The sequence below is a fragment of the Streptomyces sp. NPDC058758 genome (genome assembly GCF_042746075.1).
In the GTDB taxonomy this organism is placed as follows: domain Bacteria; phylum Actinomycetota; class Actinomycetes; order Streptomycetales; family Streptomycetaceae; genus Streptomyces.
This window is the reverse complement of the sequence record NZ_JBHYPS010000053.1, coordinates 17,892-42,925: the sequence shown is the minus strand read 5'-3', so window position 1 is coordinate 42,925 and position 25,034 is coordinate 17,892. Positions and strand designations below refer to the sequence as shown.

The 25,034-nt window shown below is 76.9% G+C and carries 17 protein-coding genes; 11 read left to right on the top strand and 6 right to left on the bottom strand.

What is annotated here, in order from left to right:
- Positions 1 to 191: 191 nt before the first annotated feature.
- The 4 genes from ACFW6A_RS35670 to ACFW6A_RS35655 all read left to right on the top strand — a co-directional run bounded on the left by ACFW6A_RS35670 (position 192) and on the right by ACFW6A_RS35655 (position 7,286).
- Entirely contained in the window at positions 192 to 1,313 is a 1,122-nt protein-coding gene (locus ACFW6A_RS35670) for a glycosyltransferase family 4 protein (protein WP_386645784.1), read from the top strand.
- A gap of 71 nt (positions 1,314 to 1,384) precedes the next feature.
- Positions 1,385 to 2,611, top strand: a complete 1,227-nt coding sequence (locus ACFW6A_RS35665) for a glycosyltransferase (protein WP_386645790.1) — start codon at positions 1,385 to 1,387, stop codon at positions 2,609 to 2,611.
- A complete protein-coding gene (locus tag ACFW6A_RS35660; RefSeq protein ID WP_386645781.1) occupies positions 2,608 to 3,663 on the top strand; it encodes an SGNH/GDSL hydrolase family protein in 1,056 nt (351 codons plus the stop codon). Before ACFW6A_RS35665 ends, ACFW6A_RS35660 begins: the two co-directional genes overlap by 4 nt.
- Entirely contained in the window at positions 3,660 to 7,286 is a 3,627-nt protein-coding gene (locus ACFW6A_RS35655; protein WP_386645778.1) for a hydantoinase B/oxoprolinase family protein, read from the top strand. Before ACFW6A_RS35660 ends, ACFW6A_RS35655 begins: the two co-directional genes overlap by 4 nt.
- On the opposite strand, the gene ACFW6A_RS35650 is transcribed toward ACFW6A_RS35655, so the two are convergent.
- From ACFW6A_RS35650 to ACFW6A_RS35630, 5 genes are all read right to left on the bottom strand, one after another.
- Positions 7,273 to 8,136 (bottom strand): biotin-dependent carboxyltransferase family protein, encoded by an 864-nt coding sequence (locus tag ACFW6A_RS35650; RefSeq protein ID WP_351844363.1) that lies wholly within the window; start codon positions 8,134 to 8,136, stop codon positions 7,273 to 7,275. The genes ACFW6A_RS35655 and ACFW6A_RS35650 overlap by 14 nt on opposite strands.
- Positions 8,133 to 8,774 (bottom strand): allophanate hydrolase subunit 1, encoded by a 642-nt coding sequence (locus ACFW6A_RS35645; RefSeq protein WP_386645774.1) that lies wholly within the window; start codon positions 8,772 to 8,774, stop codon positions 8,133 to 8,135. Before ACFW6A_RS35645 ends, ACFW6A_RS35650 begins: the two co-directional genes overlap by 4 nt.
- Positions 8,771 to 9,535: a 5-oxoprolinase subunit PxpA gene (locus ACFW6A_RS35640; protein WP_351844367.1), complete on the bottom strand. Its 765-nt coding sequence runs from the start codon at positions 9,533 to 9,535 to the stop codon at positions 8,771 to 8,773. The genes ACFW6A_RS35645 and ACFW6A_RS35640 overlap by 4 nt, the downstream gene beginning before the upstream one ends.
- Positions 9,536 to 9,651: 116 nt before the next feature.
- Positions 9,652 to 10,446, bottom strand: coding sequence for a putative hydro-lyase (locus ACFW6A_RS35635; RefSeq protein ID WP_386645787.1), 795 nt, complete (start codon positions 10,444 to 10,446; stop codon positions 9,652 to 9,654).
- A 5-nt stretch (positions 10,447 to 10,451) separates the two neighbouring features.
- Entirely contained in the window at positions 10,452 to 11,768 is a 1,317-nt protein-coding gene (locus ACFW6A_RS35630) for an MFS transporter (RefSeq protein ID WP_386645771.1), read from the bottom strand.
- 238 nt (positions 11,769 to 12,006) lie between these two features.
- On the opposite strand from ACFW6A_RS35630, the gene ACFW6A_RS35625 reads away from it, so the two are divergent.
- The 5 genes from ACFW6A_RS35625 (at position 12,007) to ACFW6A_RS35605 (ending at position 20,776) form a co-directional block, all read left to right on the top strand.
- A complete protein-coding gene (locus tag ACFW6A_RS35625) occupies positions 12,007 to 12,720 on the top strand; it encodes a GntR family transcriptional regulator (protein WP_351844373.1) in 714 nt (237 codons plus the stop codon).
- 138 nt (positions 12,721 to 12,858) lie between these two features.
- Positions 12,859 to 14,388 (top strand): hypothetical protein, encoded by a 1,530-nt coding sequence (locus tag ACFW6A_RS35620; RefSeq protein WP_351844375.1) that lies wholly within the window; start codon positions 12,859 to 12,861, stop codon positions 14,386 to 14,388.
- On the top strand, positions 14,385 to 15,137 hold the full coding sequence (locus ACFW6A_RS35615; protein WP_386645767.1) for a hypothetical protein: 753 nt from the start codon (positions 14,385 to 14,387) through the stop codon (positions 15,135 to 15,137). Before ACFW6A_RS35620 ends, ACFW6A_RS35615 begins: the two co-directional genes overlap by 4 nt.
- A complete protein-coding gene (locus tag ACFW6A_RS35610; protein ID WP_351844379.1) occupies positions 15,134 to 16,054 on the top strand; it encodes a hypothetical protein in 921 nt (306 codons plus the stop codon). Before ACFW6A_RS35615 ends, ACFW6A_RS35610 begins: the two co-directional genes overlap by 4 nt.
- Before the next feature lie 75 nt (positions 16,055 to 16,129).
- Positions 16,130 to 20,776 carry a hypothetical protein gene (locus ACFW6A_RS35605; protein WP_386645764.1) on the top strand — a complete coding sequence of 1,549 codons (4,647 nt, stop codon included), beginning with the start codon at positions 16,130 to 16,132 and terminating at the stop codon, positions 20,774 to 20,776.
- 206 nt (positions 20,777 to 20,982) lie between these two features.
- On the opposite strand, the gene ACFW6A_RS35600 is transcribed toward ACFW6A_RS35605, so the two are convergent.
- Complete coding sequence (locus ACFW6A_RS35600; RefSeq protein WP_351844383.1) at positions 20,983 to 21,327, bottom strand: hypothetical protein; 345 nt, start codon at positions 21,325 to 21,327, stop codon at positions 20,983 to 20,985.
- A 456-nt stretch (positions 21,328 to 21,783) separates the two neighbouring features.
- On the opposite strand from ACFW6A_RS35600, the gene ACFW6A_RS35595 reads away from it, so the two are divergent.
- Both ACFW6A_RS35595 and ACFW6A_RS35590 read left to right on the top strand, forming a co-directional pair.
- Positions 21,784 to 24,594 carry a nitrate- and nitrite sensing domain-containing protein gene (locus tag ACFW6A_RS35595; RefSeq protein WP_386645761.1) on the top strand — a complete coding sequence of 937 codons (2,811 nt, stop codon included), beginning with the start codon at positions 21,784 to 21,786 and terminating at the stop codon, positions 24,592 to 24,594.
- On the top strand, positions 24,591 to 25,034 hold the full coding sequence (locus ACFW6A_RS35590) for a roadblock/LC7 domain-containing protein (protein ID WP_351844387.1): 444 nt from the start codon (positions 24,591 to 24,593) through the stop codon (positions 25,032 to 25,034). The genes ACFW6A_RS35595 and ACFW6A_RS35590 overlap by 4 nt, the downstream gene beginning before the upstream one ends.

The following is a 25,034-nucleotide window of genomic DNA, read 5'->3' as shown; positions in this document are numbered from 1 at the left end:
GGGCCTGTTGGGTGGTCTGGGTGGGGGGCCGGCCCGCCTGGGGGGGGCGGGGGGGGGGCCCGGCCCCCCCCGCCCCGGCGCCCGGGGCCCCCCGGGCCGGGCGGGGCCGGGCGGGAAAAGCTCACGGGACGTTCCCCCGGCGTCCAGATCCCCGTCGGCGGGGACACGCCGGGCGCGACGAGAACACCCGTATGCGTGTCGTCATCGTCACCGAATCCTTCCCTCCCGACGTCAACGGTGTGGCGCACTGCGCCCTGCAGACCGCGCGCCACCTCGTCCGCCGGGGCCACCGGCCCCTCGTGATCGCCCCGGCCGTCCCCGACCCCGCCGCCGACGCCGACGCCCCCTGCCCCGTGGTCCGCGTCCCCTCCCTGCCGCTGCCCGGCTACGCCCAGGTGCGGGTCGCCCTCCCCAGCCGCCGCGTCGCCGCGGCCATCGCCGCCCACCGCGCCGACCTGGTCCACCTGGCCGGCCCCTTCGTCCTCGGCGTCCGGGCCATGGCCGCCGCCACCCGCCTCCGGGTGCCCGCCGTCGCCGTCTACCAGACCGACCTGGCCGGCTACGCCCGCACCTACGTCGGCACCGGCGAGAACACCGCCTGGCGCCGGCTCCGCGCCGTGCACGGCGCCGCCGACCGCACCCTCGCCCCCTCCAGGGCCGCCCGCCGCGACCTGGAGGCCCACGGCATCGAGCGGATACGCCTCTGGGGCCGGGGCGTCGACACCGCCCGCTTCCACCCCGCCCGCCGCGACCCCGGCCTGCGCCGGGAGCTGGCCCCCGACGGCGCGCTCCTCGTCGGGTACGTCGGCCGCCTCGCCCCCGAAAAGCGCGTGGACCTCCTCGCCGCCGTCGACGGGCTCCCCGGCGTCCGGCTCGTGGTCGTCGGCGACGGGCCCAGCGGCCCCGGCCTGCGCGCCCGCCTCCCGCACGCCCGCTTCCTCGGCCGCCGCACCGGCGACGACCTCGCCCGGATCTTCGCCTCGCTCGACGTCTTCGCCCACACCGGCCCCCACGAGACCTTCTGCCAGACCGTCCAGGAGGCCATGGCCAGCGGGCTCCCGGTGATCGCCCCGGCCGCCGGCGGCCCGCTCGACCTCGTCGCCCACCGGCGCACCGGCCTCCTGGTGCCCCCGGAGGACCCCGAGGCCCTCCGCGAGGCCGTCACCGCCCTCGCCGCCGCGCCCGCCCTGCGCGCCGCCTACGGCAGGGCGGGGCGGTCCGAGGTCGCGGGCCGCACCTGGGAGGCCCTCGGCGACGAACTCGTCGGCCACTACCTGGAGGTCCTGCGGGAGCGAACGGCGGTGGCGGCGTGAACGGAGGGAACCGCGCGACGGCCGGCGCCACGCGGGCGCGTGCGCAGGGCGAGCCCGCGCCCGGCGGAGTCCTGCGCGGCGGAGCCCCGTACCGCGCCTCCCACGGCCGCGACGGGCTGCGCATCGTGCGGCTCGCCAACTTCGTCACCCCCACCTCGGGCGGGCTGCGCACCGCCCTCGACCGGCTCGGCCGCGGCTACCGCGCGGCCGGGCACGACCCCGTCCTGGTCGTCCCCGGAGCCACGGCCTCCGACGAACCGGCCGGCCAGGGCCGGGTGATCACCCTCCGGGGGCCCGAACTACCCGGCACCGGCGGCTACCGCGTCCTCACCGACCGGCGCGGGCTCGCCGACCTCCTCGACCGGCTCGCCCCCGACCGGATCGAGGTCTCCGACCGCACCACCCTGCGCTGGACGGGGGAGTGGGCCCGGCGCGCCCGCGTCCCCTCCGTGATGGTCTCCCACGAGACCGCCGACGGCGTCCTGCGGACCTGGGGCGTCCCCGCCCCGCTCGCCGCCCGCGCGGCGGACCGGCTCAACCGCCGCACCGCCTGGGCCTACGGCCGGATCGTGTGCACCACGGCCTGGGCGGAGGACGAGTTCGTCCGCCTCGGCGCCCGCAACGTCGTACGCGCTCCGCTCGGCGTGGACCTGGAGCGCTGCCGGCCCGGCCGGCGCGACCCCGCCGTGCGGGCCCGGCACGCGCGGGGCGCCGCCGTCCTCCTGGTGCTCTGCTCCCGCCTCTCGGTGGAGAAACGTCCCGGCACGGCGCTGGAAGCGCTCGCCGCACTGCTCGACACGGGCGTGCCGGCCCGGCTGGTCGTCGCGGGCGACGGGCCGCTGCGGGCCGGCCTGGAGCGCCGGGCCCGGGAACGGGGCCTGCCGGTGACCTTCCTGGGCCACGTCGCCGACCGGGAGGAACTCGCCGACCTCCAGGCCGCCGCCGACCTCTGCCTGGCCCCCGGCCCCGCCGAGACCTTCGGGCTGTCCGCCCTGGAGGCGCTGGCCTGCGGCACGCCCGCCGTCGTCAGCGCCTCCTCCGCCCTCCCCGAGGTCGTCGGCGCGGCCGGCGCCGCGGCCGCCGACACCCCGGCCGCCTTCGCGGACGCCGCACGGGGGCTGCTCGCCCTGCCGGAGGCCGGGCGCAGGGCCGCCGCACGCGCGCGTGCGGAGCGCTTCTCCTGGGACCGCTCGGTGGCGGCCTTCCTCCGCGCCCACGGGGCGGCCGCGGCGCCGGCCGCCCCGCCGTCGCCCTCCGCCGCCGCCGACCCGCCCCGACGGCAGGAGGTCGGCGGATGAGACCCGTGGGGGAGAACCGCGTCACGGGGCTCGCTCCGGAAGTGCTCGTTCCCAAAGCGCTCGTCCCGGAAGCGCTCGCCCCGGAAGTGCTCGTCCCCGCCCGGGGCTCCGGCGGACCGGTCGAGGGCTCCCGTGAACCGGTCGGGGGCTCCGGCGGACCGCTCCAGGGCCCCGACGGTGCCCGCCCCGGTCACGGTCCCGGGCGCACGGAGGCCGCCCCGCTGCGGTTCGCCGTGCTCGGGGACTCCTTCAGCGAGGGGGTCGGGGACCGGGCCGCCGGGGAATGGCGCGGCTGGGCCGCGCTGCTCGCGGACGGGCTCGCCGGGCCCGGACAGCGCGTGGAGTACGTCAACCTCGCCGTCAGCGGCGCGCTCAGCGCGGACGTGGCCGCGCACCAGGCCCCGCGCGCGGTGGCCCTCCGGCCGCACCTCGCCTCCGTCGTCGTCGGCGTCAACGACACCCTGCGGCACGGCTTCGACATCGGGCGGTTCGCCCGCCGTCTGGACGGGGTCCTCGCCTCGCTCGACGCGGCCGGAGCCGTACTCCTGACGGCCTGCCTGCCCGACCCGGGGCGGATGCTCGGCCTCCCCGCCCCGCTGGCCCGGCCGCTCGCCCGCCGCCGGCGGTCCGTCAACGCCGTGGTGCACGCGCTGTCCGCCCGCCGCGGCGCCGTCCACCTCCACCTCGCGGACCCGGCCTGGACCGACGACCGGCGACTGTGGAGCGCCGACCGGCTGCACCCCGGCGAGCGGGGCCACCGCGCGGTGGCCGGGGCCTTCCACCGGCTCCTCGCCGAGCGGGGGCTCGCCCGGGGGCCCGCGCCCTCCCCCGAGGCGTCCGAACCACCGCCCACGCGCGCGGAGACCGCCCTCTGGCTCGCCACCGCGGGAACCGGCTGGGTGCTGCGCCGCAGCCGCGACCTGCTGCCGCAGCTGCTGCTGCTCGCCGGGGAGGAACTGCTCCACCGGGGCGACGGCACCGCACCGGGCCCGCTGGACGCGCGCGCGGAGACCGCCCTCGCCGCCGCCCTCGCGGCGACAATGGGGAAATGAGCGGGCGCTGGGAGTTCTGGATCGACCGGGGCGGCACCTTCACCGACGTCGTGGGGCGCCGCCCCGACGGGAGCCTCGTGACCCGCAAGGTCCTCTCCCACGACCCGGCCCGCCGGCAGGACGCCGCCGTGGCCGGGATCCGGCTCCTCATGGGCCTCGCCCCCGGCGAACCCGTCCCCGCCGACGAGATCGCCGTCGTCAAGATGGGCACCACGGTCGCCACCAACGCCCTCCTGGAGCGGCGCGGGGAGCCGACCCTGCTGCTCGTCACCGAGGGCTTCCGCGACGCCCTGCGGATCGCCTACCAGAACCGGCCCCGCCTCTTCGACCGGCACATCGTGCTGCCGGAGGCCGTGTACGCGCGCGTGGCCGAGGTCCCCGAGCGGGTGGACGCGCACGGCACGGTCGTCCGCCCCCTCGACGAGGCCGCCGTGGCCGCCGCCCTCGCCGCCGCCCACCGGGACGGCCTGCGCTCCGCCGCCGTGGTCCTCGTGCACGGCCACCTCCGGCCGGACCACGAACTGCGCGTCGCGGCCGCCGCCAGGGCCGCCGGATTCACCCAGGTCAGCTGCTCGCACGAGGTCAGCCCGCTGATCAGGCTGATCCCGCGCGGCGACACCACCGTCGTCGACGCCTACCTCTCGCCGGTGCTGCGCCGCTACGTCGACGAGGTCGCCACCGAACTCGCCGGGATCCGCCTGATGTTCATGCAGTCCAACGGCGGGCTGCGGGAGGCCGCCCACTTCCGGGGCAAGGACGCCGTCCTCTCCGGACCGGCGGGCGGCGTCGTCGGCATGGCCCGTACCTCCGCCCGGGCGGGACACGACCGCGTCATCGGCTTCGACATGGGCGGCACGTCCACGGACGTGTCGCACTACGCCGGCACTTTCGAGCGTGAACTCGGTTCACAGGTCGCCGGGGTGCGGATGCGGGCACCCATGATGAGCATCCACACCGTCGCCGCCGGCGGCGGCTCCGTCCTCCACTACGACGGGCGCCGCTACCGCGTCGGACCCGACTCGGCCGGCGCCGTCCCCGGCCCCGCCTGCTACCGGCGCGGCGGCCCGCTCACCGTCACCGACGCCCAGGTCATGCTCGGCCGGATCCAGCCCGGCCACTTCCCGGCCGTCTTCGGCCCGGACGGCGACCGGCCGCTCGACGCCGGGGTCGTGCGCGAGCGGTTCACGTCCCTCGCCGAGGAGGTCGGCGGCGGACGCACCCCCGAGGAGGTCGCGGCCGGCTTCCTGCGGATCGCCGTCCTCGACATGGCCAACGCCGTCAAGAAGATCTCCGTCCAGCGCGGCCACGACGTCACCCGCTACGCCCTCACCTGCTTCGGCGGCGCCGGCGGCCAGCACGCCTGCGCCGTCGCCGACGCCCTCGGCGTCGACACCGTCCTCGTCCCGCCGCTCGCCGGCGTCCTCTCCGCGTACGGCATCGGGCTCGCCGACGCGACCGCCCTGCGCGAACGGTCCGTCGAGGCCCCGCTCGACGAACCCGGCACCCCCGCGCGCGTGGAGGCCGTCGCCGCCGAACTCGCCGACCGCACCCGGGCCGAACTCCGCGCCGACGGCCTCCCCGACACGGCGATCACCACCCGCGCGCGCGTGCTGCTGCGCTACGCCGGCACCGACGCGAGCCTCCCCGTCGACCTCGGCCCCGCCGCCTCCATGGCCGCCGCCTTCACCGCCGAGCACCGCGCCCGCTACGCCTTCACCATGGACAAGCCGCTCGTCGCCGAGGCCGTGACCGTCGAGGCCGTCGGCGCCGCAGGACCCCACGGCCCCGTCCACGTCCCCGCCGGCGCCCGCACCGGCCCCCTCGTCCCCCGCGCCACCGTCCGCACCCACGACGGCGCCACCGCCACCGACACCCCGCTCCACCGCCGCGAGGACCTCCGCCCCGGCGACACCGTCGACGGGCCCGCGATCCTCGCCGAGGACGACGCCACCACCGTCGTCGACCCCGGCTGGCGCGCCACCGCCGCGCCCACCGGCCACCTGCTGCTCACCCGCGCCGTCCCGCGCCCCGCCCGCACCGCCGCCGGCACCGACGTCGACCCGGTCCTCCTGGAGGTCTTCCACAACCTCTTCATGGCCATCGCCGAGCAGATGGGCGTCCGCCTGGAGAACACCTCCCACTCCGTCAACATCAAGGAACGGCTCGACTTCTCCTGCGCCCTCTTCGACGCCGAGGGCAACCTCGTCGCCAACGCCCCCCACATCCCCGTCCACCTCGGCTCCATGGGCGAGACCGTCAAGGAGGTCCTGCGCCGCCGGGCCGGCGACCTGCGCCCCGGCGACGTCTACGCCGTCAACGACCCCTACCACGGCGGCACCCACCTGCCGGACGTCACCGTCGTCACTCCCGTCCTCGACGACGCGGGGGACGAACTCCTCTTCCTCGTCGCCTCCCGCGGCCACCACGCCGAGATCGGCGGCATCACCCCCGGCTCCATGCCCGCCTTCAGCCGCACGATCGACGAGGAGGGCGTCCGCTTCGACAACTGGCTCCTGGTCCGCGACGGCAGGCTCCGCGAGGCCGAGACCCGCGCCCTGCTCACCGGCGCCCCGTACCCCTCCCGCGACCCCGACACCAACCTCGCCGACCTGCGGGCCCAGATCGCCGCCAACGAGAAGGGCATCGAGGAACTCCGCAAGGCCGTCGCCGAGTTCGGACTCGACGCCGTCCAGGCGTACATGCGCCACGTGCGGGCCAACGCGGAGGAGTCCGTCCGCCGGATCGTCGCCCGCCTGCGGGACGGCACCCACCGGTACGAGACCGACTCGGGCGCCGTCATCCGGGTCGCCGTCCGCGTGGACCGCGAACGGCGCTCCGCCGTCCTCGACTTCACCGGCACCTCCCCCCAGCTCCCCGGCAACGCCAACGCCCCCACGGCGGTCGTCACGGCCGCCGTCCTGTACGTCTTCCGCACCCTCGTCGACGAGTCCATCCCGCTCAACAGCGGCTGCCTGGCTCCCCTGGAGATCCGCGTCCCGCCCGGCTCCATGCTCGCCCCCGCACCACCCGCCGCCACCGTCGCCGGGAACGTCGAGACCTCCCAGGCCGTCACCGGAGCCCTCTACGCGGCCCTCGGCGTCCAGGCCGAGGGCTCCGGCACCATGAACAACGTCACCTTCGGCGACGACCGCGTCCAGTACTACGAGACCGTCGCCAGCGGATCCGGCGCGGGCGACGGCTTCGACGGCGCCGACGCCGTCCAGACCCACATGACCAACTCCCGCCTCACCGACCCCGAGGTCCTGGAGTGGCGCCACCCCGTCCGCGTCGACGCCTTCGCCGTCCGCGAGGGCAGCGGCGGCCGGGGCCGCTGGCGCGGCGGCGACGGGGTGGAGCGGCGGCTGCGGTTCCTGGAGCCGATGACCGTCACCCTCCTCACCGGGCACCGCCGGGTGCCCCCGTACGGCATGGCGGGCGGCGCGCCCGGCGCGCTCGGCGAGAACCTCGTCGAACGCGCCGACGGCACCGTGGAGCGCCTCGACGGCACCGCGACCACCGAGGTCGGCCCCGGCGACGTCCTGGTGGTGCGCACCCCCGGCGGCGGGGGCTACGGCACCCCGCCGGAGGACGACGCCGGGCCCGGCGGTCCTACGGGGCCGTGACGAAGCGGACCGGCGTCCCCGGCACGGCCTGCGCCGCGGCCGCCAGGTCCGCCTCCCGCACCACCGCCACCACGGGGTAGCCGCCGGTCGTCGGATGGTCCGCCAGGAAGACCACGGGACGACCGTCCGGCGGCACCTGCACCGCGCCCAGGACCATGCCCTCGCTGGGCAGCTCCCCGGGCCTGGCCCGCTCCAGGGCGGGCCCGTCGAGCCGCAGCCCGATCCGGTTGCTCGCCGGCGACACCAGGTACGCGCGCGTGGTCAGGGTCCGGAGCGACCGGCCCGTGAACCAGTCGTCGCGCGGCCCGAGCCGGACCCGCAGGACGAGTTCGTCCGGCGGGCCCGGCCAGGGGGGAGCGTCGACCGGCCCCCGTACGGCCGCGGCCGCCCCCAGCGGCAGCACCGCCCCGTCCGCCAGCGGTGCCGGGCCGAGCCCGGACAGCAGGTCGGTGGAGCGGCTGCCGAGCACCGGATCGACGGCGATCCCGCCGCCGATCGCCACGTACGAGCGCAGCCCGCGCACCGCCGGGCCGACCTCCAGGAGCGCGCCCGCCGGGACCCGCACCGCGGTGCCCCAGGGCAACGGGCGCCCGTCGGCCCGCACCGCGCAGGGCGCGCCGCCCACCGCGACGGTGACCGCGCGCCGGGGGCGCAGGGCGCAGCCGGTGACGGTGGTCTCCAGGACCGCGGCCCCCTCGTCGTTGCCGACCAGCCGGTTCACCAGGCGGGCGGCGGCCGGGTCCAGGGCCCCGGAGCGGGGCACGCCCAGATGGGCGAACCCGGTCCGTCCCAGGTCCTGCACGGTGGTCAGGGCGCCGGCCCTGACCACGGCGACGGCACGCTCGTTCACCGGCCGGCCCCCGCCCCCGCCGGGACGTCCGCGGGGACGAACCGCACGCGGGTGCCGGGGGAGAGCAGCGCCGCCGGTTCGCGGCCGGTGTCCCACAGGACCGCGTCCGTCGTCCCGATCAGCTGCCAGCCGCCCGGCGAGGAGCGCGGGTACACCCCCGTGTACGGCCCCGCCAGCGCCACTGCCCCGGCCGGCACCGCGGTCCGGGGCGTCGCCCGGCGGGGCACCTCGTACCGCGCGCCCAGTCCCGTCAGATAGCCGAACCCGGGGGCGAAGCCGCAGAACGCGACCCGGAACTCGGCCGACGAGTGGATCCGCACCGCCTCGGCGGGCGACACCTCCCACCGGGCGGCCACCTCGGCCAGATCGGGCCCGTCGTACCGGACGGGCACCTCCACGACCTCGCCCACGCGCGCGTGCCCCGGCCGCGGCTCCCAGCCGGGCAGCTCGGCCGCGAGCGCCGCCGGCTCGGCCACCCCGTCGAGCAGCACCGTCCGCGCGGCCGGCACGACCTCCCGCACGGCGGGCAGCGCGCCCGCCGCCCGGCGCCGCAGCAGCTCCGCGTGGAACGCCTCGGCGCCGGGGCCGTCGGCCAGTTCGACCAGGAGGGCGTGCTCGCCCACGCGCAGCACCCTCACGCGAAGGCCCCCACCGTGACCCCGGCGGACTCCAGCCCCGCCCGGACGCGCCGGGCCAGCTCCACCGCGCCCGGGGTGTCCCCGTGCAGGCAGAGCGACCGTGCCCGCACGGCCACGGCCGTCCCGCAGTGCGCGGTCACCGCGCCCTCGCGGACCAGCGCCACCGACCGCTCGACCACCACGTCCGGGTCGTGCACGACGGCCCCCTCCCGCCCCCGTGGCAGCAGGGAGCCGTCGGCCCGGTACGCGCGGTCGCCGAAGGCCTCGGCGACCGCCGGGAGCCCCGCCCGCTCCGCCGCCTCGTGCAGCCGCGAACCGGGCAGTCCGAGCACCGGCAGCCCGCCGCCCGCGAGCAGCACCCCGTCGACGACCGCCGCCGCCTGCTCCGCGTCCCGCACCACCCGGTTGTAGAGCGCGCCGTGCGGCTTCACGTACGCCACCCGGGACCCCGCCGCGCGGGCGAAGACCTCCAGGGCGCCGATCTGGTACGCCACCTCCGCGGCCAGCTCCTCCGCCGGCACGTCCATCGCGCGCCGCCCGAAGCCGGCCAGGTCCCGGTAGGACACCTGGGCCCCGATCCGCACCCCCCGCTCGGCGGCGAGCGCGCACACCCGCCGCATGGTGACCGCGTCCCCCGCGTGGAAGCCGCAGGCCACGTTGGCGCTGGTGACGACGGAGAGCAGCCGCTCGTCGTCGGTCAGCGTCCAGCGGCCGAAGCCCTCGCCGAGATCGGCGTTCAGGTCGATCGAGACCCCGCTCATGATGGTGCTGTTCCCTTCACCGGTGCTGTGGTGCTGTGGTGCTGTGGTTCCCGTGGTGCCGTGTGTCGTCGTCCCGCGGTCGTGCCGGGGCGGCACGCGCGCGGGGGACGGCGGTCTCAGAGGGCGAGGCGGTACTCCTCGTCCCGGACGTCCGTGACGAGCATCCGCCCCGGCGCGTGGGTGATCGCGAACGGCGGGCGCGAGGCCATGACGGCCGCCTGCGGGGTGACCCCGCAGGCCCAGAAGACCGGTACGTCCCCCGGCTCCGCCACCACCGGGTCGCCGAAGTCCGGCCGGTCCAGGTCCCGGATCCCGAGCGCCGCCGGGTCGCCCGCGTGCACCGGCGCCCCGTGGACCGCCGGCAGCAGTCCGCTGATCCGCCGGGCCGTCGGCACGAGCCGCGCCGGGACCGGCCGCATCGACACCACCATCGGCCCGTGCAGCCGCCCGGCGGGCCGGCAGGCCCGGTCCGTGACGTACATCGACACGTTCCGGCCCTGCTCGACGTGGCGCAGCGGCACCCCCGCCGCGTCGAGCGCCCCCTCGAAGGTGAAGCTGCACCCGATCAGGAACGAGACCAGATCGGCCCGCCAGTACGGCGTGGCGTCCGCCGGCTCCGCCACCAGCCGCCCGTCCTCCCACACGCGGTAGCCCGGGATGTCGGTGCGCAGGTCCGCCCCCGGCGCGAGCGGGGTGGTCCAGGAACCCGCGTCGGTGACGTCAAGGACCGGACAGGGCTTGGGGTTGCGGGTGCAGAAGAGGAGGACGTCGTAGGCCCAGTCGGCGGGCACCGCGATCAGGTTGGCCTGGGCGTGGCCGGGTGCCCAGCCGGCCGTCGGTCCCGCGGTCCCGGCCCGCGCACGCGCGCGTGCCTCCCGCGGACCCGGTACGCCCGCCCCCGGCGGGTCGATGCCGTTCACCCCAGCTCCTTTCCGCGCGTCTCCGGAAGTCCCAGCAGCGCGAGGACCGCGATCCCGTACCCCACCGCGCCGAAGACCAGCGCGCCGCCGACGCCCCAGCTCTCGGAGAGGAAGCCGACCAGGGTGGGGAAGACCGCGCCGACCGCGCGGCCGGTGTTGTACGTGAGCCCCTGGCCGGTGCCGCGCACCGGCGTCGGGTACAGCTCGGCGAGGAAGGAGCCGAAGCCGCTGAAGATGGCCGACATGCAGAAGCCGAGAGGGAAGCCGAGCACCAGGAGGAGGGTGTTCGCGCCCGCCGGGATCTGGGTGTACGCGAGGACCGCCGCCGCCGACAGGACGGCGAAGAGCGCGATGTTCCGCTTGCGGCCGATCCGGTCCGTCAGGTGACCGCCCGTCAGGTAGCCGAGGAAGGCGCCCGAGATCAGCAGCGTCAGATAGCCGCCGGTGCCGACCACGGTCAGTCCGCGCTCGGTCTTCAGGAAGGTCGGCACCCAGGTGGCGAGCGTGTAGTAGCCGCCCTGCACGCCCGTGGAGAGCAGGATCGCGAAGAGCGTGGTGCGCAGCAGCCCGGGCCGGAACACCGCCCGCAGCGAGCCCCGCTCCGGGCTCGCCACGCGCGCGGCGGCGGCCTGCGGGGCGTCCTCCACGTGCCGCCGCACCCAGAACACGAGCAGCGCGGGCAGCGCGCCCGTCCAGAACAGGATCCGCCAGGCCAGGTCCGCGTCGAAGAACTGGAAGACCAGGGTGTAGACGATCACCGCGAGGGCCCAGCCGGCCGCCCACGCCGACTGCACGGCGCCGAGCGTACGGCCCCGGTGCCGGGCGGAGGCGTACTCGGCGACCAGGATCGCCCCGACCGCCCACTCGCCGCCGAAGCCGAGGCCCTGGAGCGCCCGGAAGACCAGCAGGGTCTCGTAGTTCGGCGCGAAGCCGCAGAGCACGGTGAAGAGCGCGTAGGTGATCACCGTGATCATCAGGGCCCTGACGCGGCCCACGCGGTCGGCGAGGACCCCCGCGAGCGCGCCGCCCACCGCCGAGACCACCAGGGTCACGGTGGTGAGCAGTCCGGTCTGGCCCTTGTCGAGGCCGAAGTAGGCGGCGATCGCCACCATGGACAGCGGCAGGGTGAAGAAGTCGTAGGAGTCCAGGGCGTATCCGCCGAAGGCGCCGCCGAAGGCGCGCCGTCCGCGCGGTCCCAGGGCGCGCAGCCAGCCGAAGGCGCCCGTCGCGCCCGAGCCGTCGGGGGCGACGGGACGGCCGGGGCCGTCGGGGTGGTCGTCCGGGGAGTGCTGCCGGGTCTGTGCCGTGCTCATCTGCACCTCGCAGGGGGGAGGCGTGCCGGAGACGTGCGGGAGGCCGTGCGGAAGCGTGCGGGTCGTCAGGAACGGTCCGGTACCGGCGCGTGCTCCGCCGGTGACCGTGTGCGGTGGCGCCAAGGTAGAGGATTGTTCAACGATTCGACAAGGGGGATGTTGTCCGCGATCCGTTTCTGCGGTTGACTCGGCGGCCGGACGACGCCGGGGCCGACCGCCCCGGGAGGAGAGGGGGACCGTGGACGCGAGCGGCACCGGGACGACCGGGGGACTGGCCGACGACCGCGCGCTGCTCGGGCGCACCAGCACGGCGGAACGGGTCGCGGACATCCTGCGCACCCGCATCGCCGAGGGCTTCTTCCCGCCCGGCACCCGGCTCTCCGAGGAGAGCATCGGCGGCGCCCTCGGGGTGTCCCGCAACACCCTGCGCGAGGCCTTCCGGCTCCTCACCCACGAGCGACTGCTCGTCCACGAGCTGAACCGCGGCGTCTTCGTCCGGGTCCTCGCCGTGGACGACGTCGAGGACATCTACCGCACCCGCCGGCTCGTCGAGTGCGCCGTCGTCCGGGGCCTCGGCGCCCCGCCCTTCCCGGTGGACGGCCTCGCCGCCGCCGTCGCCGAGGGCGAGGCCGCCGCGCGCGCCGGCGACTGGCGCACGGTCTCCACCGCCAACATCCACTTCCACCGCGAGCTCGTCGCCCTCGCCGGCAGCGCCCGCACCGACGAGCTCATGCGGAGCGTCCTCGCCGAACTCCGGCTCGCCTTCCACGTCGTGGACGACCCCCGGACCCTCCACGAGCCCTACCTCGCCCGCAACAAGGAGATCCTGGAAGCCCTGCGGGCCGGGGAGCGGGCCGCCGCCGAGGGCCTCCTCGCCCGCTACCTCGACGACTCCATCCGCCGCGTCGCGGCGGCCTACGCCCGGGCCGTGGACGAACCGGCCGAGGCGTAGCCGGACCACGCGCGGCCTTCGCCGGCCGCGCGGGAGACCGCCCCGGCGCGGGCGGAGGGTACCGCCCCGGGCGGGGGCGGGGCGGTGGTTTCTGCGCCGTTTCGACCCGTGTCAGTGCGAGGACCTACTCTGTGCACCGTGACTTCGCCTGCCTCGACGGACCTCGCTCCGCCCCAGCTCAGCGCGGGGCCGCGCCCCGCGCAGGGGCCGGCCGCCGACGAAGGGCTCGCGCGGCGCCTGCGCGCGCTCGCCTGCACCGCGCCGCTGCACGACCTCGACGCGCGCAAGGCCAACCTCGCCGGCGAGTACACGGTCTACGCGATGGCCGAGGTCGCCCTCGCCGCGATCGACCTCGTCACCCTCCACATGGACTTCGACACCGGCGCCGACCACGACCAGGTGGTCGCCCGGCTGCTGCCCCGCGTCGCCGCCCAGGCCCCGCAGCGCCCCGCCGCCGAGCACGAGCGCGTGGCCCGCTGGGTCCTGGAGAACCTGATCAACGTCGGCAGCGTCGACCGCGGCTTCCGCGCCGTCTACGGCACCTTCGGCACCGACGGCGTGTACGTCCGCCGGGACTACGACTTCAAGCTCGTCGAGGAGGTCCCCGGCTACGGCGGCACCGTCTGCCTGCGGACCACCGACGAGGCCGTCAACGTGCTGGTCGGCGCCCTCGACACCGACGTCACCAGCGCCCAGATCGCCGCCGAGGTGAAGCTGGAGGTCCTCATCAGCCGGGGCCGCCTCGCCGACGCCCAGCTCGCCGCCGAACAGGCCCGCTACCGCACCGTCCAGTACGCCGAGACCCTCCGCAGGACCCTGGAGGCCACCCGGCGCAACGTGCGCGCGGTGGACTGGCTCCACGGCGTCCCCGACATGATCGCCGAGGCGCTCGACCACGTCGCCGACCGCTACCGCCACGAGAACGCGATCCTCACCAACATCCGCAAGGCCCGCGACGAGGCCGAGGAGCCCGAGCACAAGCGCCGCGCGGCCGAACTGGTCGACATCGTCAAGGACTGCATCCGCCGCCACACCCAGCTCCAGTCCCGGCTCCTGGAGGCGGGCCCGCTCTTCCGCGCCGAGCAGGACCGCCAGGCCTTCGCCGCCCCCACCCGGTACACCGGACTCGACCTGTACGGACAGCTGGTCGCCCCGGTGCTGCCGCTCCCCGTCGAGCGGGCCACCCGGGTCACCGACGCCTTCTTCGCGCGCGGCACCGGCCTGCGCACCCCCGCCTCGGTCCGCCTCGGCGACCTCGTGGACCTGCTGCTCACCCCGCCGGTCGAGCGCGAGCACCTCGGCGCGGAGATGCCCGAGCCGGAGCTGATCGCCACCCCCGACGACTCCCGCTTCAGCGAGCAGCAGCTGGCGGACGCGCTCGGTCTGCTCGACCTGGAGCACGACGCCCCGCGCCGGCTCTCCGGACTGCTCGCCGAGGCCCGTGCCACCGGCGGCGAGGACCTCGCCTACCTGGTGGCCCTCCTCGCCGTCCACGCGGCCAGCCCCCCGGTCGGCACCGCCTACCGACAGGGCGAGGAGCGGCTGCTCTTCGCCGTCGACGACGGCACCCCGCTCGACGACCCCGGCTTCGGAGGCGCCGACCTCATCGTCGGCACGGCGCTCCTCGACGCCGCCGGCATGGCCGCCGACCGTACGGAGGCGACGTGACGTACGCCTCCGGGACCACCCCGGCCGCCCCCGGCTCCGGCCAGGATCCCCGCCCGGCCCACCCCCCGCGCGCGTGGCTCCCCCGGCCCGTGCCCCCGACCGAGGCCGCGGGGCCGTTCCGGCCCGTCGCGCCCGAGCCGCCGGAGGCCGCGGAGCCGGCCCCCGCCGCGCCCGCGCCCGAGCCGTTCCGGCCCACCGCCGAACCGTTCCGGCCCACCGCCGAACCGTTCCGGCCCGCGCCCCCCGTGGCACCCGGCGGCGCGCCCGCCGCGCCCGCCACAGACGCCGCATCCGCCGCCGACGCCGCGGCCGTCGCGGGCACCGCACCTGTCGCGCCCGCCGCCGATGCCGCGCCCGCCACACCCGCCGCCGACGCTCCGGCCGTTGTGGACGCCGCGCCCGTAGTGGACGCCGCACCCGTCGCCGAGGTCTCGCCCGCCGCCGGCGCCGCGCCCGTCACCCGCGCCCCCGCGGACCTGCCCGCCGAGGCCCCCCGGCCCCCCGCGTCCCCCGGCCCCCGCCTCGGGGCCGTCCCGCTGCCGCAGGTGCCGAGGGCGGCCGCGCGCCGCCGGGAGCTGCCGGCGGTCCGCGCCGTCCGCCTCGGCGCCCCGGGCGGGCCCGCGCCCACCCCGGGCGAGGCCCCCGCGCCGCCGTCCGCCGCCGTCACCCCCGTGCCGCTGCCCCTGCCGAGGACCGCCGGCGCCCCCGCCGTACCGCACGAAAGCCGCACCGAGGAGCCCCAGCAGTGAGCGACGACGCCGTCCAGTACCCCGAGTACCCCGAGTACGCGGACGCGCGGAGCGAGCAGGAGCCGCCCCGGCCCGCGCCCCCCGGCGGATCCGCCGGCGTCACCCCGGCCGACGCCGCCGACGCCGCGCGGCTCGTTTCCTTCGGCCTCCAGCCCAAGCTGCTCCCGGCCCGGGACGCCGAGTACGCCGAACTGCTCCGCCGCTACCAGGAGGACCCGGCCTTCGCCCGGCTCGCCGACGCCGTCGCGACCGGCCTCGGCCTGATCGTCCTGGAGGTCTCCCCGCGCGCCGGCATGGCCGTCACCGCGGGCGAGGACTCCGTCTTCGCCGTCCGCATGGGCGACTACGCCCGCCGCGCCCACACCGACTCCGCCGACCGCTTCCTCCACGGCCTCGCCCACCTCGCCGTCGCCGCCATGGCCTTCCCGCGCCCCGAGGACCTCGCCGACGACGGCTACATCGGCCGCCTCACCGTCAACGGCGTCGACTCCTTCGTCCGTCAGGCGTGCCTGCGCCTGGAGCAGCGCGCCGAGGAGGAGGGGGAGAACACCGACCCCGCCTCCGACGCCCCCGGCCTGGAGGCCGCCTGGCGCGTCTGGTCCCGCCGCTCCACCACCGGTGCCACCAAGGACGCCCGCCGCCTGGCCGGCTCCACCACCGGCATCGTCGCCAAGGCCGTCGCCTTCCTCACCGACTCCGGCTTCCTCCAGCGCACCGGCGACGAGAACGGCGGCTCCTTCCGCACCACCGCCCGCTACCAGCTCCAGGTCCGCGACATGGCGGGTTCGGCCGCCCTGACCGAACTGCTCGACCTCGGCATCGTCCCCGTCAGCGACGGCACCGCCACCCTCGTCCCGCCGCCCGAGGGCGACGACCTGGAGCTCGCCGCCGACGCCGGCCTGCCCTTCCACGCGTAACCCCACCGCGCCGCACCCGCACTCCGTCCCGCACCACCGAACTTCCCGAGCACGAGAGCACGAGAGTCCCTCGCCATGTACGAGCTGTCCCGGGTCCGCCTCTACTCCATCGGTCCCGCCGGCGCCCGCTACGCCGACACCGTCCTGGACCTGCGGGGCGTCGGCGCGCCCGTGCCGAACCCCGCCCCCACCCAGGCGGAGTTCTTCGAGGAGGAGCCCGTCGGCCCGCCGCGCCGCCCCGCCCCCGCGGGCGTGCTCTTCCTGGAGAACGGCGGCGGCAAGTCCGTCCTCCTCAAGCTGATCTTCTCGGTGATGCTCCCCGGCCACCGCAACACCCTCGGCGGCGCCAGCTCCGGCGTGCTCCGCAAGTTCCTGCTCGCCGACGACTGCGGCCACGTCGCCCTGGAGTGGCAGCACACCCTCACCGGCGAACTCGTCGTCGTCGGCAAGGTCAGCGAGTGGCGCGGCCGCCAGGTCTCCAACGACCCGCGGAAGTTCGCCGAGGCCTGGTACTCCTTCCGCCCCGGCCCCGGCCTCAGCCTGGACAACCTCCCGGTCGCCGAGGCGAACTCCGTCCGCCCCGCCGCCGAGGGCGCCTCCGGGGCCACCGGCCGCCGCCGCACCATGAAGGGCTTCCGCGACGCCCTCACCGAGGCAGGCAAGGCCTACCCGCACCTGGACGTGGTGTGGGAGGAGATCCACGACCGCTGGAACGAGCACCTCGGCGAACTCGGCCTCGACCCCGAACTCTTCCGCTACCAGCGCGAGATGAACGCCGACGAGGGCGAGGCCGCCGGCCTCTTCGCGGTCAAGAAGGACTCCGACTTCACCGACCTCCTCCTGCGCGCGGTCACCGACACCCGCGACACCGACGGCCTCGCCGACCTCGTCGGCGGCTTCGGCAACAAGCTCGGCCGCCGCGCCGAACTCACCGCCGAACGCGACTTCACCGCCGGCTCCGTCGACCTCCTGAACCGCATCGTCGACGCGGCCGGAACCCGGTCCCGCGCGCGCGAGGTGCACGCCGCCGCCGAACGCCGCACCCGGACCCTCGCCCGCCGGCTCTCCGGCCGCGGCGCGGCGGAGCGCGCCCGCGCCGCCGAACTGGCCCAGCAGGTCACCTCCGCGGGCCACGCCGTCTCCGAGGCCGAGACGGCCCGCGAGCGCAGCGCCCTCATCGCCGCCGAACTCGCCTACCGGCACGCCTCCCTGGCGCTCGCCGCCGCCGAGAAGGGCGCCGCCTCCCAGCGCCGCGAACTCATCGAGGCCCGCACCCTCCACTCCGCCTGGCAGGCCGCCGAATCGGTGCTCCGCCACCGCGCGGCCGGCGACCGCTCCGCGCGCGTGGCCGCCGCCATCCGCGAGGCCGAGCGCGACGCCGCCCCGGCCCTCGCAGCCCGCGCCGAGGCCGCCGCCGACCTCGTACGGGCCCTGGCCGCCGCAGCCGAGGAGGGCGAGCGCCACGCCGCCGAGGAGGAGGAGCGCTCCACCGCCCTCCAGGAGGCCGGCGAGGCCGCCCACCGGGACGCCACCGCCGCCGCCACCGAGGCCCAGCGCGCCCGCAGCGAGGCCGGGCACCTGCGCCAGCGCCTCGCCGAGGTCGAGCAGGAGACCGCCGAGGCCGTCCGGGCCGGCTGGCTCGACGACTCCGCCCCCGACGCCGACCCCGCCCGCGCCGCGCTCGCCGCCGCCGACGCCGAGAAGACCACCGTCGCCGCCTGGGACGCCGCCCGCGAAGCGGCCCGCACCGCGAGCGAGCGGGCCCGCGAGACGGCCGCCGCCGAGGCCCGCGCCGAACTCGCCGCCGCCCGCGCCGCCGACGCCGCCGCGGCCGCCGGCGGCGCCTACGACGCCGAGCGCCGCGCCGCCGAGGCCCTGGCCGCCGAGGAGCGCCTCGCCGAACTCCTCGGCCTGCCCGGCTCCGGCAGCCCGCTCACCGGCCCGCGCGCCGCCGGCCAGGACGACGAGACGGCCGCCGGGGCCGGCCCCGGCGCCCCGCTTTCCGTCACCGACTTCGACCGCTACGCCGAGGAGCTGCGCCGGCTGCTCGACGGCGCCGTCTCCTCCGCCGAGCGCCAGCTCTTCGACCTGCGCACGGCAGCCGCCGACGACTCCCGCATCCTCGGCGCCCTCGGCGACGGCGGCCTGCTGCCGCCCGGCCCCGACGTCCTGGCCACCGTCGAGTTCCTCGGCGAGCACGGCATCCCCGCCCTCCCCGGCTGGCGCTACCTCGCCCAGTCCGTCGACCCCGCCGACCACGCGCGCGTGCTCGCCGCCCGCCCCGAACTCGTCGACGGCGTCGTCATCACCGACCCCGTCTCGTACGGCCGCGCCCGCGAGGCCCTCGGCTCGGCCGCGCTGCTGCCCCGCTCCGCCGTCGCCGTCGGCACCGCCGCCGCCCTCCTCGCTCCCGTACCGGCGCGGGACGTGGGCGAGGACACCGGGGTGTTCCTGGTGCCGCCGAACCCGGCCATGCACGACGAGCACGCCGCCGACGAGGAGCGGCAGGCGCTGCGCGCCCGGGCCGCCGCCCGCGACGAGGAGATCCGCGCCCTCGCCGCCCGGCTCGCCGGCGACCGCGCCCTCGCCGCACGGATCGGCGCCTGGCGCGCCGACTGCCCGCCCGGCATGCTCGCCGAGCTCGCGGCCGGCGCCGCCGCCGCCCGGGAGGCCGCCGAGGCCGCCGCCCGGGCCCTCGACGAGGCCCGCGCCGCGCGCGCGGAGGCCGAGGAGACCGCCGCCGAGGCCCTCGCCGTCCGCGACGAGCGCCAGGAGGCCGCCCAGCGCGCCCGCCGGGCCGCCGACGCCCTCGCCGGCCTCGCCTTCCGGCTGCGCGAGCGCTCCGCCTGGCAGGCCAAGCTCCGCGAACTCGCCGACGACGCCGCCGAGTCCGAGGCCCGCGCCCAGACCTGCCTGGAGCGCGCGCGGGCCGCCGACGAGGACCGCCGGGCCGCCCAGCGCGCCGCCGACGACGCCCACCGCACCGCCCGCGCGCTGCGCGCCGAGCGCGCCGAGATCGCCGGCGCCCCCGAGCAGCTGCCGGAGGAGGCCCCGGGCGCGCCCCGCGCCGCGCTCCCCACCCTCCGCGAGGCCTACCGGGCCGCCTCCCAGGTGTACGAGAAGGTCGGCGTCGGCGCCGACCTGCGCGCCGAGCAGGCCCGCGCCGAGAGCGACGAGTCCGCCGCCCTCGCCGAGCTGGACCGGCTCACCAACAAGGTCCGCACCCGCGCCGAGCAGCTCCTGGAGTCCACCGACGGCGCCGACGGCCCGTCCCGGCAGGCGGCCGCGGCCCGCGCCGAGTCCCTGGTGCAGATGCTGGAGTCCCGCGCCTCCGAGGCGAGCGAGAAGCTCGGCCGGCTGCGCGGCGAGGCCGAGCGACTGGCCCCCGAGGACGGCGAGGCCCACACCGAGCTGCCGGAGGAGCTGGTCCCGGCCGACGCCGACCGGGCCCAGGCCCTGCTGCGCACCGCGAGCGCCGAACTCGCCGCCCGCAGCGACGCCCTGGAGGCGGCCCGGGCCGCCCACGCCGGCCTGCTGCGCGACCACCGGGCCGCCGAGGACGCCGCGGGCGGCTTCGACGAGACCGCCGCGCTCCTGCGCGACCTGCTGCGCGACCACGCGGAGGAGGAGCCGGAGGAGCAGGAGCCGTACCCCGGTTCCCTGGAGGAGGCCCGGACCACGGCGGGCGAGGCGCGGCGGGCGCTGCGCGCCTGCACCGCCGAGCTGTCCGCCGCGGACTCGGCCGTCCGCGAGGCGAGCGACATCCTCGTCCGGCACGCCAACTCCACCCGCTACGAGCAGGTCCGCACCCCGGCCCGCCAGCAGATCCGCGAACTGCCCGCCTCCGCGCTGCCCGAGCACGCCGCCAAGTGGGCCGAGGCCTTCGCGCCCCGGCTGCGCGTCCTCACCGACGAGCTGGCCCAGCTGGAGCGCAACCGCGAGTCGATCGTGGACCGGCTGCGCGGCCTCGTGGAGTCCTCGCTGGCCACCCTCCGCTCCGCCCAGCGGCTCTCCCGGCTTCCCGAGGGCCTCGGCGAGTGGTCCGGTCAGGAGTTCCTGCGGATCCGCTTCGAGGAGCCCGACCAGGCCACGCTCGCCGAGCGGCTCGGCGAGGTCGTCGACGAGGCGACCCGCGCCGCCGTGAAGAAGAACTCGGACCTGCGCCGCGACGGCATGTCGCTGCTGCTGCGCGGGGTGCAGGCGGCGCTCGAACCCAAGGGCGTCGCCGTCGAGATCCTCAAGCCTGACGCGGTGCTGCGCGCCGAGCGGGTGCCGGTCGGGCAGATGGGCGACGTCTTCTCCGGCGGCCAGCTGCTCACCGCGGCCATCGCCCTGTACTGCACGATGGCGGCGCTGCGCTCCAACGACCGGGGCCGGGACAAGCACCGGCACGCGGGCACGCTGTTCCTCGACAACCCGATCGGCCGGGCCAACGCCACGTACCTGCTGGAGCTCCAGAGGGCCGTGTCGGACGCGCTCGGCGTCCAGCTGCTCTACACCACGGGCCTGTTCGACACCACGGCGCTGGCGGAGTTCCCGCTGGTGATCCGGCTGCGCAACGACGCGGACCTGCGGGCCGGCCTGAAGTACATCAGCGTCGAGGAGCACCTGCGCCCCGGCCTGCCGCAGCCGGCCGGCGAGGGCGAGACGATCCACGGCGAGATCAAGGCGACCCGGATGTTCCGCCGCCACCAGGACGAGCAGCCCTCCACCGCGCCGTAGGCACGGCCGTGCCCCACGGCCGTGCCCCGCGGCCGGGTCCTCTCCGTGACCCCCGCCGCGGGGCACGGAGAGGACCCGGTCCCTCGAAGTCCTCTCGAGGGGCCGGGCCCGTCCCGTTGCGCCGGGGCCCCCGTTGCGCCGGGGCCCCCGTTGTGCCAGGTGCCCCGTGATGCCAGGTACCCCGCGGGGCCAGGCGCCCCGTGGCGTCAGGCGACCCGCTCCTCCGCCATCCGCTCCCGCCGCCCGGCGTAGGCGGTGCTGCTCGGCTCGGAGACCACGCCGTCGCGCTGCCGCCAGACCTGGCGGGTGATCCAGATGTCCAGCACGCTCCAGGTGGCCACCACCGTCGCGACCACGGCCGCGATCGTCATCGGGTAGGCCAGCCACGAGCTGGTGACCGAGGTGAGGAAGGCGACGACGGCCAGGATGATCGTCACCGACGTGATCATCACCGCCCGCACCGCCGCGTTCCGCACCGGGTCCGGCATCCTCCGCAGTCCGCGCTCGTCCTCCACCCACAGCTGGCCCGCGGTCCGCGTCCCGTCTTCCATGTCCTGTCACTCCCCACCGCACGACGCTCTCAGGGGTGGCTGCCCGGATCCGGCGGTCCTACACGGCGCGCGCGGCCGGCGCGCGACCGGCCTCTCCAAGGGCAGGGCGTTCCCCCGTACTTCATGACGCTCCGGACAGGGAAAAGGTTTCCCCACATCACCCGGCATCGCGAGCGGAACGAATGATTCCAGCCATTGCGTCCAGGGCGGAAAATGGCGCTCCGTCAAGTGTCCTGCGCCACAGTGGCCGATCCGAACTCCTGGAATACCAGGACATCTCATGATCAACGCTCACTCGACAGGCTGAAAATCGCCCAGACACACCTTCGAGATGGTCGTGATGCAGTAGTAGGCTCACGCCGCCGTTTGTTGAAACCGAAGGTTGACGCGCCGTGTTGACGCGGCGACGCCGTTCGAGTGACCTCCGTGGCCGCGGAGGCCGTACTGGGGGAGGCCATGCGCTTTCGCGGGAAGTCCATCCGCAGGAAGATCGTGGCGCTGCTCCTCGTACCGCTCGTCTCCCTCACCGGACTCTGGGGTTTCTCCACCGTCCTCACCGGCCGCGAGGCCGACCAGCTCCTGGACGTCGGCTACATCGTCGACAAGGTCGGCTACCCCATCGAGGACACGGCCCGGGTCATCCAGCTCGAACGCCGCCAGTCCCTCGTCTACCTCGCCGACCCGCGCGGCTCCGACGCGCTCACCCAGCTCCGCGAGGCCCGCCTCGCCACCGACCGCCAGATCGCCCGCATCCGCTCCAACGCCGAGGACCCCGGCGTCCGCGAGGAGATGCGCCCGGTCACCACCCAGAAGCTCAACTCGCTCCTCACCGCCTTCGAGGAGATCTCCTCCCTGCGCCGCTCGGTCGAGAAGCGCGCCATCGGCCGCCTCCAGGCCCTGGAGTTCTACAACCGGCTGGTCGACCCCTGCTACAGCTTCCTCGTCACCCTCCACGCGCTGGAGAACGTCGAGATGGACAAGCAGGGCCGCGCCCTCGTCGGCATCACCCGGGCCCGCGAACTCCTCTCCCGCGAGGACGCCCTGGTCCTCTCCGCGCTCGTCGCCGACCGGGTCACCGCGCAGGAGGTCCGCGCCGTCTCCGACCTCGTCGCCGTCCGCAAGCAGACCTACGAGGTCAACCTCGAACTCCTCCCCGCCGCCGAGCGGCAGCGCTTCGAGCAGTACTGGCGCAGCCCCGAGACGACGGCCCTGCGCACGGCCGAGGAGGCCTTCATCGAGGAGGGCCCGACCGAGCGGCCCCGGAGTGCCACCGCCGCCTACTGGCAGGACGAGGCCAGCCCCGTCCTCGACGAGCTCGCCCGCGCCAACACCGCCGCCGGCGACCACTACCAGGACCGCGTCCAGCCCGCCGCCTACAGCGTGCTGCTCAAGGCGGGCGTCGCGGGCGTCCTCGGCTTCCTCGCGCTCCTCGCCTCCGTCGGCATCTCGGTCCGCGTCGGCCGCTCCCTCGTCCGCGACCTGCGCCGCCTCCAGAAGGAGTCGCAGGAGGTCTCCGGCGTCCGCCTGCCGAGCGTCATGCGCCGCCTCGCCGCCGGCGAGCACGTCGACGTCGAGACCGAGGTGCCCCACCTGCGGTACGGCGAGGACGAGGTCGGCCAGGTCGGCCAGGCCCTCAACACCCTCCAGCGCGCCGCCGTCGAGGCCGCCGTGAAACAGGCCGAGCTGCGCCGCGGCGTCTCCGAGGTCTTCGTCAACCTCGCCCGCCGCAACCAGGTCCTGCTCCACCGCCAGCTCACCCTGCTCGACACCATGGAGCGGCGCACCGAGGACACCGAGGAACTGGCGGACCTCTTCCGCCTCGACCACCTCACCACCCGCATGCGCCGCCACGCCGAGGGCCTGGTGATCCTCTCCGGCGCCGCCCCCTCCCGCCAGTGGCGCAAGCCCGTGCAGCTGATGGACGTGGTCCGGGCCGCCGTCGCCGAGGTCGAGGACTACGAGCGCGTCGAGGTCCGCCGGCTGCCCCGGCTGGGCGTCGGCGGTCCCGCCGTCGCCGACCTCACCCACCTCATCGCCGAGCTGCTGGAGAACGCCACCGTGTTCTCCCCGCCGCACACCGCCGTCCAGGTCCTCGGCGAGCGCGTCGCCAACGGCTTCACGCTGGAGATCCACGACCGGGGCCTCGGCATGAGCCCCGACGTCCTCCTCGACGCCAACCTGCGGCTCGCCGAGACCCCCGAGTTCGAGCTCTCCGACACCGACCGGCTCGGCCTCTTCGTGGTCAGCCGCCTCGCCCAGCGCCAGAACGTCCGGGTCTCGCTCCAGACCTCCCCGTACGGCGGCACCACCGCGGTCGTCTTCATCCCGGCCGCGCTGCTCACCGACGCCCCCGAGACGCAGGGCGCGGGCTTCCGCCTGGACCGCAAGAGCCTCGACCCGCGCCCCGCCGAGAGCGACGCGCGGCCCTCCGCCGGCGGATCCCGTACGACCTCCGGGGCGCACGCCGGCGTGCTCGACGAGGCCCCGCTCCCGCAGCGCCGGCCCGCCCTCGCGCGCGTGCCCGACCTGACGGACGGGACGACCGCGGAAGGCGGCGACGCCGCCCGCCCCCTGGACGGCCCCGTCGAGCTGGAACCCCCGCTCGGCCCCGAGGAGCTCGACGCGCTCCTGGACCGCTCCGCCGACCTCCTGGACACCGACAGCGAGCGCGGGGGCCTCTTCCGCCCCCAGCGCCGCCGGGGCGGGCTCGTCCCCGCCGCCGAACAGCACCAGCAGGTCCCCGACCAGCCCTCCGGCCCCGGCGAGGAGGACCCGGCGGCCCGGGACGGCGCCCACACCGCGCTGCCGCGCCGCCGCCCGCCGACGCTCGTCGTCGACCGCGGACGCCGGCTCGACGGGCCCGGCCGCGCCCACCCGGCCCCCGGCCGGGACGGCGCCGAGGACCACGGGGCGCCGCCCCGCCAGGCCGGCCCCACCCTCGTCCCCGTACGCCCGGAGGGCACCGGGGCCCGTACGGCTCCGGCGCCGGCCGGCGGGGCCCCGGAGCCGCTCGACGGGCTCCCGCGCCGGGTCCGGCAGGCCAGCCTCGTACCGCAGCTGCGGGAGCCCGGGCAGCCGGCCGCCGCCGACGACCGGCCCGCCGAGGGCGGCCGCGACGGGGCCGGGGACGACTTCGAGCGCGACGCCGAGGAGGTGCGGGCCCGCATGGCCGCCATGCAGCGCGGCTGGCAGCGCGGCCGCCGGCACGGCGCGGACCCGGACGACAGCACAGCACGAGGAACGACACCCGAGGGGGACGGTCGATGACCGCACCGAACGCCGCAGCAAGCACCAGCAGCTCCGTCCACGGCAACGGCGAGCTCAACTGGCTCCTCGACGAGCTGGTCGAGCGCGTCGCCGCCATCCGCAAGGCCCTGGTGCTCTCCAGCGACGGCCTGGCCACCGGCGCGTCGAAGGACCTGAGCCGCGAGGACGGCGAGCACCTCGCCGCCGTCGCCTCCGGCTTCCACAGCCTCGCCAAGGGCGTCGGCCGCCACTTCGAGGCGGGCAGGGTCCGGCAGACCGTGGTCGAGCTGGAGGACGCCTTCCTCTTCGTCACCGCCGCGGGCGACGGCAGCTGCCTCGCCGTCCTCGCCGACGCCGACTCCGACGTCGGCCAGGTCGCCTACGAGATGACGCTCATGGTCAAGCGGGTCGGCACCCACCTCGGCACCGCCCCCCGGACCGGTCTGCCCACGGGAGGGTGA